The organism is Kitasatospora sp. NPDC091257 (assembly GCF_044757675.1).
GTDB lineage: Bacteria > Actinomycetota > Actinomycetes > Streptomycetales > Streptomycetaceae > Kitasatospora > Kitasatospora lactacystinica.
The window spans coordinates 1-7,253 of record NZ_JBIVVI010000374.1 but is presented as its reverse complement, the minus strand read 5'-3'; the positions used below and the strand labels follow the sequence as shown (position 1 = coordinate 7,253).

Genomic DNA, 7,253 nt, shown 5'->3' with positions numbered 1-7,253 from the left:
GCATGACCCCGGCCCAGGTGAAGGCGCGCTACCAGGACATCGTCGACTTCTCCGGCATACCCGAGGACGTGGAGAGCCTCGTCCGGACCCACGCCGCCTCGATCGGGCGACTCGACCGCCCGGTCGTGCTCCTGGGCCGCTCCACCGGCGGGCTGGTCGCCCAAGCCGTCGCGGAACGCGTCGGCGCCGAGGCGGTGGTCCTGCTCGACACCCTCCCCGTCCGCGACGAGGGCCGACTCGCCGAACTGGCCGTCCGCAGCGCCACCAGGCTCGACGAGCCCGCCCTCGCCGCCATGGGCGCCTACGCCCGCATCTTCCTCGACCGCCAGGAGCCGGAGCCGGCCGTCCCGACCCTGCACCTGCGCGCCGGCGACGTACCGGGCGACCACTACTCCATCCTCGACGAACACGTGAGCACGACGGCGAAGGCCGTCCGGGAGTGGCTCGCCCGGACCCTGCCGACCGAGCCGGAATGACCGGACGCCCGTCGGCATGCAGCCCCGGACCGAGCCGAACCCCGCCGAACCGACCCGGACCCGGGCCGGCCTGAACCCGGCCCGGCCCGGGCCGGGCCGGGCCGGGCCGCCGGCCGGCGCACCGCCGTGAAAAACCGGATGCCCGGGCCGCGCCCGTCGGGCACAATCGGCGCCGATGCCTCACCTGACTGCCGACCGGCTGCTCGCCGCCGTCGAACCACTGCCCCACCCGCTCCGGCTGCGCGAGGTGGCCCGTACCGCCGCCGCCCTCGCCCCCTCCGACCTGACGGCCCTGCTCGCCGAGCTGGACGGCCGTGGCCCGTACGAACGCCGACTCGCCGCGCTGGCCGCCCTCGCCGGACGGCGGGCGCGCCATCTGATCGACCGGATCGACGACCCCGACCCCGTCGTGCGGCGCTACGCGCACCGGGCGATCGGGGAGCTGCCGTTCCCGGACGGCGACCTTGAGGCCGCGATGCTCAGCGCCCCGAAGGCGGTCCGCGACGAGCTGGCCCGCGCCGTCCTGCGGGCCGGGCGCACAGCGGTGGCCGAGCGGCTGGTGCCGGTCGTCCGCGAGCGCTGGGGCGCCGCCGAGGCGGCCCGGCTGCTGCCGGTCTGCTCGGCCGAGGCCGTCGCCGCCGAACTGCCCGCGCTGGCCCACGCGATCGCCTTCTCCACCTCGCTCGGACACCGCCACCCGGGCGCGGTGCTGGACGAGGCCGAGCGTCAACTCGCCGACCTGCCGTACGGCTTGAGGCGCACCTTCTGGCAGCGGCACGCCCTCGGCCTGGCCGCCGCCGCCGGCCGCGAACCGGCCCGGATGCTGGAGCTGCTGGAGCGCCACCCCGAGGCCGGCCTGCCCGGCCCGCTGCGCGACCGGCTCGCCGGCCTCGCCGCCGTCTCCGCCGGGCGGACCGTCCGCCTGCTGCTCGCGATCGACCGGCACCGCCACGAGCCGCCGCTGCGCGCCGGCGTGGCCCGTCGGCTGGCCGCGGCCCGGCCGGACGGACTCGCCGCGCTCGCGCACCGCCACCACGAGAGCCACCTCGCGCTGCTGCGGCAGCTGCCCCCGGCCCGGCGGGCCGCCTTCTACGACGAGGTGGCGGCGCAGCCCGGCCCGTACCGCTCCTGGTACTCCGTCGACGTCCTCGCCGTGCTGCCCGCGAAGGAGCGGCACGTGCGGGCGCGGGCCCAGCTGGCGGCGGACAGCGAGGACGTCGTCCCGCTCGTCCTGCTGCCGGTCGCCGAGGCCCGGCCGAGGCTGCTGGCCGAGACCCGCGTGGCCGACGCCTGGGACCGGGGCTGGGCCTGGGCACAACTGGTCCGGCAGGCCGCACTCTCCGGCGAACCGGGCGCCCTGCCCGAGGCGCTCGAACTGCTCACCCGACTGCGCAACGAGCAGGACCCGGTCCGCGGCACGGCGCTGGAGGAGGTCGCGGCAGTGCCGCCGCGGCTCTTCGACGACGCCACCGCCGGCCCGCTGGAGCGGCTCACCGACGACGCCCTGGCCGCCCGGGACTGTTCGGCGCGCACGCGCACCGCACTCGGCCGCCTCGCCGGCGCCGTCCTCGGCGAGCACGTGGGCGGGCCGGCCCGCGAACTGCTCGCCTGGGCCGTCCGCACCCTCGAACGGACCGACGGCGCCGGCCTCACCGTCCCGCCCCGGCGCGAGGCGGCGGTGGTCGACGCGCTGTGGGCCGCGCTGGAACGCTCGGCCCGATCCCGCGACGCCGCACTGCTGCTCGCGCTGGCCGGGACGCTCGGCGACCGGGCGCGACGTGCTCCCGCCCTCGCCGAACTGCTGGAGCGCGTCCTGCACTCGGGCGGCGACCGTGCCGTCGAACGGGCCGCCGCACCGCTGCTGCGCGACCCCGCCACCGGCGGCGAACGCGCGGCCCGGCTGCTCGCGCTCAGGCCGTCGGCCGTCACCCTGGCCCCGGTGCGGGCCGTCCTGACCCGGATCCGCACCGATCTGCTCGGGCCCCTGCTCGACACCCCCTTGACCGCGACCGACCTGGTCGACGCGGACCGCTGGCTCCCCGCACAGCAGCACGCGGCCGCCGAACGGCTCGCCCGTACGGTCGGCGACCCCACCCGGGCCCTGGCCGAGCGCGCCGCCGCCCTGCGCGCCGCGGCCCGGATCCCCGTCCACGGCGAGGCCCTGCTGCGCCGGTACGCGGACTCCGCCGAGACCGTCCTCGCCGAGGCCGCGCTCGCCGCGCTGCCCTGGACCGAGCGCCCCGCCGGGGCGCTGCCCGAACTGCTCTCCCACGCCGCCGACGACCGCGCCCGGGTCGCCCTCCACGCGGCCGGCCGCGCCGCCCGGTTCGCGGGGAGCTCCGAACTGGGCCCCGCGCTGCGGCGGATCGCGCTCGATCCGGCGGCGAAGGTGACCAGCCGCAAGCAGGCCGTCCGGCTCGCCGCCGCGCACCTGGTCCTGGACGAGGCGGCCGCCCTGCTGCGCGAGGTGTACACCGCGCCGGGGCAGCACCACGACGTCCGCGCCGCGGTGCTGGCGACGGTCGGTGACCGGATCGCCGACCTGCCGCTGTGGGACGTGCTCACCGACGCGGCCGACGGGCCGGACGGACTGCGGAACGCACTGGTCCTGCACCTGAGCGGGGAACGGACAGCCGCGGAGCACCGACCGGCGTTCGCCGGTCTGATGGCCCGGCTGGCGGTCGACGCCGACCTCCTCACCGCCTCACCCGCGCAAGGGCAGCTCGTCTCCTGGGGCCGGTACGCGCCGGAGGCGGTGCGGGCGCTCGTCCCGCTGGTGACCGACCTCGCCGAGCAGGACCGCTGCCAGGGAGCGGCCCGCGCGCTGACCGGAATGGCACTGTCGGACGCCCCGCACCCGCTCGGCGGCTGCGCGCCGGGCAGCGTCCTGGCGGACGTCCTGACCGCCCTGATCGAGACCCTGCGTGCCGGGGAACCGGCGCTTCCCGGCCGCGACCAGCCGGCCCGGCGGCGGATCGACGCGCTCACCGGCTGGATGTGGAGCCCGAACGCCACGGCGCGGGCCGTCCGCGCCACCCGGCGGGAGGTCGCCGCGATTCTGCTCACCGAACCCGCGCTGCTGCCCGAGGCCACCCGCCGACTGGTCGAGGCGCTCGACCTCGACGCACCGGACCTGGGCGAGCGCGTCGCCGAGCTGGCCGTCCTGGTCGCCGACCGTCCGGTGCTGGCGGTGGCCGCCGCCGACGCACTGAACCGCCAGGGCAACGGACGACGGGAGGCACCGGAGCACGCGCTGGCGGCCGCCCGCCGACTGGCCGCCGACGACGGACTCGCGCCCGGCCTGTTCGCCGTCGCACTGACGAACACGGGGGCGCAGCTCGGCTGGCCCGCCGAGTGGCGGGAGGTGCTGCACGCGCTGCGCCGCCACCCGCGGCCGGACGTCCGGGACGCCGCCCTCGCGGTGTTCACCGACCCTGCGTGAGCGGACCCCTGCGTGAGCGGACCCCTGCGTTCGGGGCACCCTGCGGGTCGGCCCGTGGCCGTTCCTGCCCCCGATACGCAGGGTGAGCCGGAACAAGGTCCGCGACGACGGTGTTCCACGGGCAACGGGCACGGCTCTGCCCGGCGTCCACGCCGCGGCGGTAGGGAGGCCGGTATGGCACTGCAGGGCACCGGATTCGGGCCGGCGGACGGCTCGCGTTATCTGCCGATCGCCGAGCACGGCCTGATCGGCGATCTCCGGTCCGCCGCGCTGGTGGGGACCGACGGCACGATCGACTGGTACTGCTGCCCGCGTTTCGACGCCCCCAGCGTCTTCGCGTCCATCCTCGATGCCGACCGGGGCGGGTCGTTCGAGCTGGCCGCCGATGTGCCGACGCGCACCCGGCAGTTCTACTTCCCCGACACCAACGTCCTGATCACCCGGTTCTTCGCCACCGACGGGGTGGCGGAGATCCAGGACTTCATGCCGGTCGTGGACGAGTCGCGCGAGGCCGGTCGGCACCGGCTGATCCGGCGGGTGGTCTGTGCCCGGGGAACGCTTCCGTTCCGGGCGCGGGTGGCTCCCCGCTTCGACTACGGATCCGAACCGCACACCGTGAGTGTCCGGGCCCACGAGGCCGTCTTCGAGTCCCCCTCGATGGCGCTCGCGCTGACGGCCACCGTGCCGCTCGAACGCGAGGGCGTGGACGTGTGGTCGCACTTCAAGCTCCTCGAAGGCGAGTCGGCGGTGTTCGCCCTCGACCGGGTCGGCGGCGACCTGGCCCCGCGGGCGTGTCCCCGGGCGGAGGCGGAGGAGCAGTTCGAGGCGACGGTGCGGTTCTGGCGCCGCTGGCTGGCCGGGTCCCGCTACCACGGGCGGTGGCGTGAGATGGTGCACCGCTCCGCGCTGGTGCTGAAACTGCTCACCTACGCGCCGACCGGTGCGATCGTGGCCGCGCCGACGACGAGCCTGCCCGAGCGGATCGGCGGCGAGCGCAACTGGGACTACCGGTACGTGTGGGTCCGGGACGCGGCCTTCTGCGTCTACGCCATGCTCCGGCTGGGCTTCACCGCGGAGGCCGAGGCCTTCATGGGCTTCCTCTCCGACCGGGGCATCCTGCGGGGCGGCGCCGGCGCCACGGGACCGCTGCAGATCATGTACGGGATCGACGGGCGCAGCGACCTGCCCGAGCGCGAGCTGTCCCACCTGGAGGGACACCTGGGCTCCGCCCCGGTGCGGGTGGGGAACGCGGCCACCGGCCAGCTCCAGCTGGACATCTACGGAGCGCTGATCGACTCCGTCTACCTGTACGACAAGTGGGGGCAGCCGATCAGCAGCGATCACTGGGACGAGGTCGGTGCCGTGGTGGACTGGCTCTGCGACCACTGGGACCAGCCCGACGAAGGCGTCTGGGAGACCCGGGGCGGCCGGAAGGACTTCCTCTACTCACGGCTGATGTGCTGGGTGGCGATCGAGCGGGCCATCCGGTTGGCGAACCGGCGCGGGCTGCCGGCGGACCTCCCGCGCTGGCAGCGGAGCCGGGACGCGATCTACCGGCAGATCATGCGACGCGGCTGGTCGGCCGACCGCAGGGCGTTCGCCCAGAGCCTGGGCGGCGACGTCCTCGACGCCTCCGTGCTGATGATGCCGCTGGCCAAGTTCATCTCGCCGAGCGACCCCAAGTGGCTGGCGACCCTGGACGCGCTGAGTGCGGAACTCGTCTCCGACTCGCTGGTCTACCGCTACGACCCGGAGGCCAGCCCGGACGGTCTGCGCGGGGCCGAGGGCACCTTCTCGATCTGCTCGTTCTGGTACGTCGAGGCCCTCGCCCGCGCCGGACGCGTGGAGGAGGCCCGGCTGGCCTTCGAGAAGATGCTCACCTATGCCAACCACCTCGGCCTGTACGCCGAGGAGATCGGGCCGACCGGTGAGCAGCTCGGCAACTTCCCGCAGGCCTTCACCCATCTCGCGCTGATCAGCGCCGCGTTCAACCTGGACCGCACGCTCGGTTGACGAATGCGGCGTCCCGTCCGGAACGGCGGACATTCGGCGCGGTGGGGAAGCCCGGAATTCGGAGGAATGATTCGATCCACTTGTCGGCATTGCCGACGGGTGAGGTGGGCGAGTGCGCAGCCCTCCGAGGTCGTACAGTCGTTCAGGAATCAACACTTCCGGAAATCCCCGATTGCCCGTCACGTGCCCGCCGTCCCGTGCTGTGACCTTTGCCACAGCTTTATGCGGAGCCGTGGCTTCCTTGACGGATTCTTATGGCCGGATCGATGCATGATGGCCAGATGTCGCATGATCATTCGTCAAACGTTCATACCGAATGGCAGTGTGGGCGTGGTCGTACCCGACCCTTCTGCAACAGGTGTGCACGGATCGTGTACACGATGACGAATGGCTGAACTCTGTGCGCATGACCCGTTCGGATCGCAACGACGCGACCACGCGGCCCCGCTTCTTAGACGAAAAGCTCACCCTTGAGGAGTTCTCCGAGCTCGCCGGCCAGGTCGGCGGCTATCCCTATGTGAAGATCGTGCTCGACTGCGACGAGTCGGTGCTTCACTTCATCGACAGTGCCGACGGCACTCTCCATGTCCGCTACATCGCGTGCGAGATCCTCGGCATGTCGATCGACGAACTCGCCGGCAGGCTCGATTCGTTCAACGACGACGTCTACCGGAATCCCGACCGCCGCTTCTATCTCGGCACGCTCGCCCGCCATACCGGCCGCGCCGGCCGGTCCACGGAAAGCGGCCACGAGGCCGAGGATTTCCTGTCCCTGGAAACGGTCGACGTCGACACCATGTCCCAGGACATGCTGCGCTTCTTCTATCACCGGGTGCGCGAGCACGTCGATCCTTCGCTGCGGCTGGTCCTGAAGCCGGCCGGCCACCAGCAGGAGGGCTACCTCGCCGGAATTCCGGAGAACGAGATTCCGCGCGTCCTGTCCCATGAGCTCTATTCCGTGGCCTCGTTCGTGCCGCTGAACCCCGGGGAGGCCCACGGGCGGCTGCGGGTGTTCCGCTCGGAGGAGGAGTACCGGGCCGAGGCCGAACCGCTGGAGTGGCACGACATCGTGGTGATGCCCCGGGTGCCGGAGGACATCCCCCGGGTGTCCGGCATCATCCACACCGAGCACACCACGCCGCTCTCCCACATCAACGTGATGGCCGCCGGGTGGCGGATCCCCAACGCCGTCGGCATCGGCGCCGTCGAACGGATCGACCGCGACGGGCTGGACGGCCGGTGGGTGCGCTACCGGGTCGAGGCCGAGGGCGGGGACCTCCTCCTGGAGGCCGCCCGGCCGGGGGACCACGACGGCGACGGGG

The 7,253-nt window shown here is 74.0% G+C and carries 3 protein-coding genes and 1 pseudogene; all 4 read left to right on the top strand.

All coding sequences use genetic code 11. From position 1 onward, the window contains the following. A partial coding sequence (locus ACIQOV_RS18765) for an alpha/beta fold hydrolase (protein WP_401049731.1) occupies positions 1-476 on the top strand: 476 nt, incomplete at its 5' end. A gap of 175 nt (positions 477-651) precedes the next feature. Continuing rightward, positions 652-3,918, top strand: coding sequence for a hypothetical protein (locus ACIQOV_RS18760; RefSeq protein WP_401049729.1), 3,267 nt, complete (start codon positions 652-654; stop codon positions 3,916-3,918). A gap of 174 nt (positions 3,919-4,092) precedes the next feature. Further along, the gene (locus ACIQOV_RS18755; protein ID WP_401049728.1) at positions 4,093-5,931 is read left to right on the top strand and encodes a glycoside hydrolase family 15 protein; all 1,839 of its coding nucleotides are present in this window, start codon (positions 4,093-4,095) and stop codon (positions 5,929-5,931) included. Between the two features lie 316 nt (positions 5,932-6,247). Beyond that, positions 6,248-7,253: pseudogene (locus tag ACIQOV_RS18750) on the top strand (hypothetical protein); the annotation flags it as partial.

Excerpts from the sequence above, each read along its gene's own strand:
- ACIQOV_RS18760 (WP_401049729.1), top strand. The coding sequence starts at position 652 with ATGCCTCACCTGACTGCCGACCGGCTGCTCGCCGCCGTCGAACCACTG.
- ACIQOV_RS18755 (WP_401049728.1), top strand. The coding sequence starts at position 4,093 with ATGGCACTGCAGGGCACCGGATTCGGGCCGGCGGACGGCTCGCGTTAT.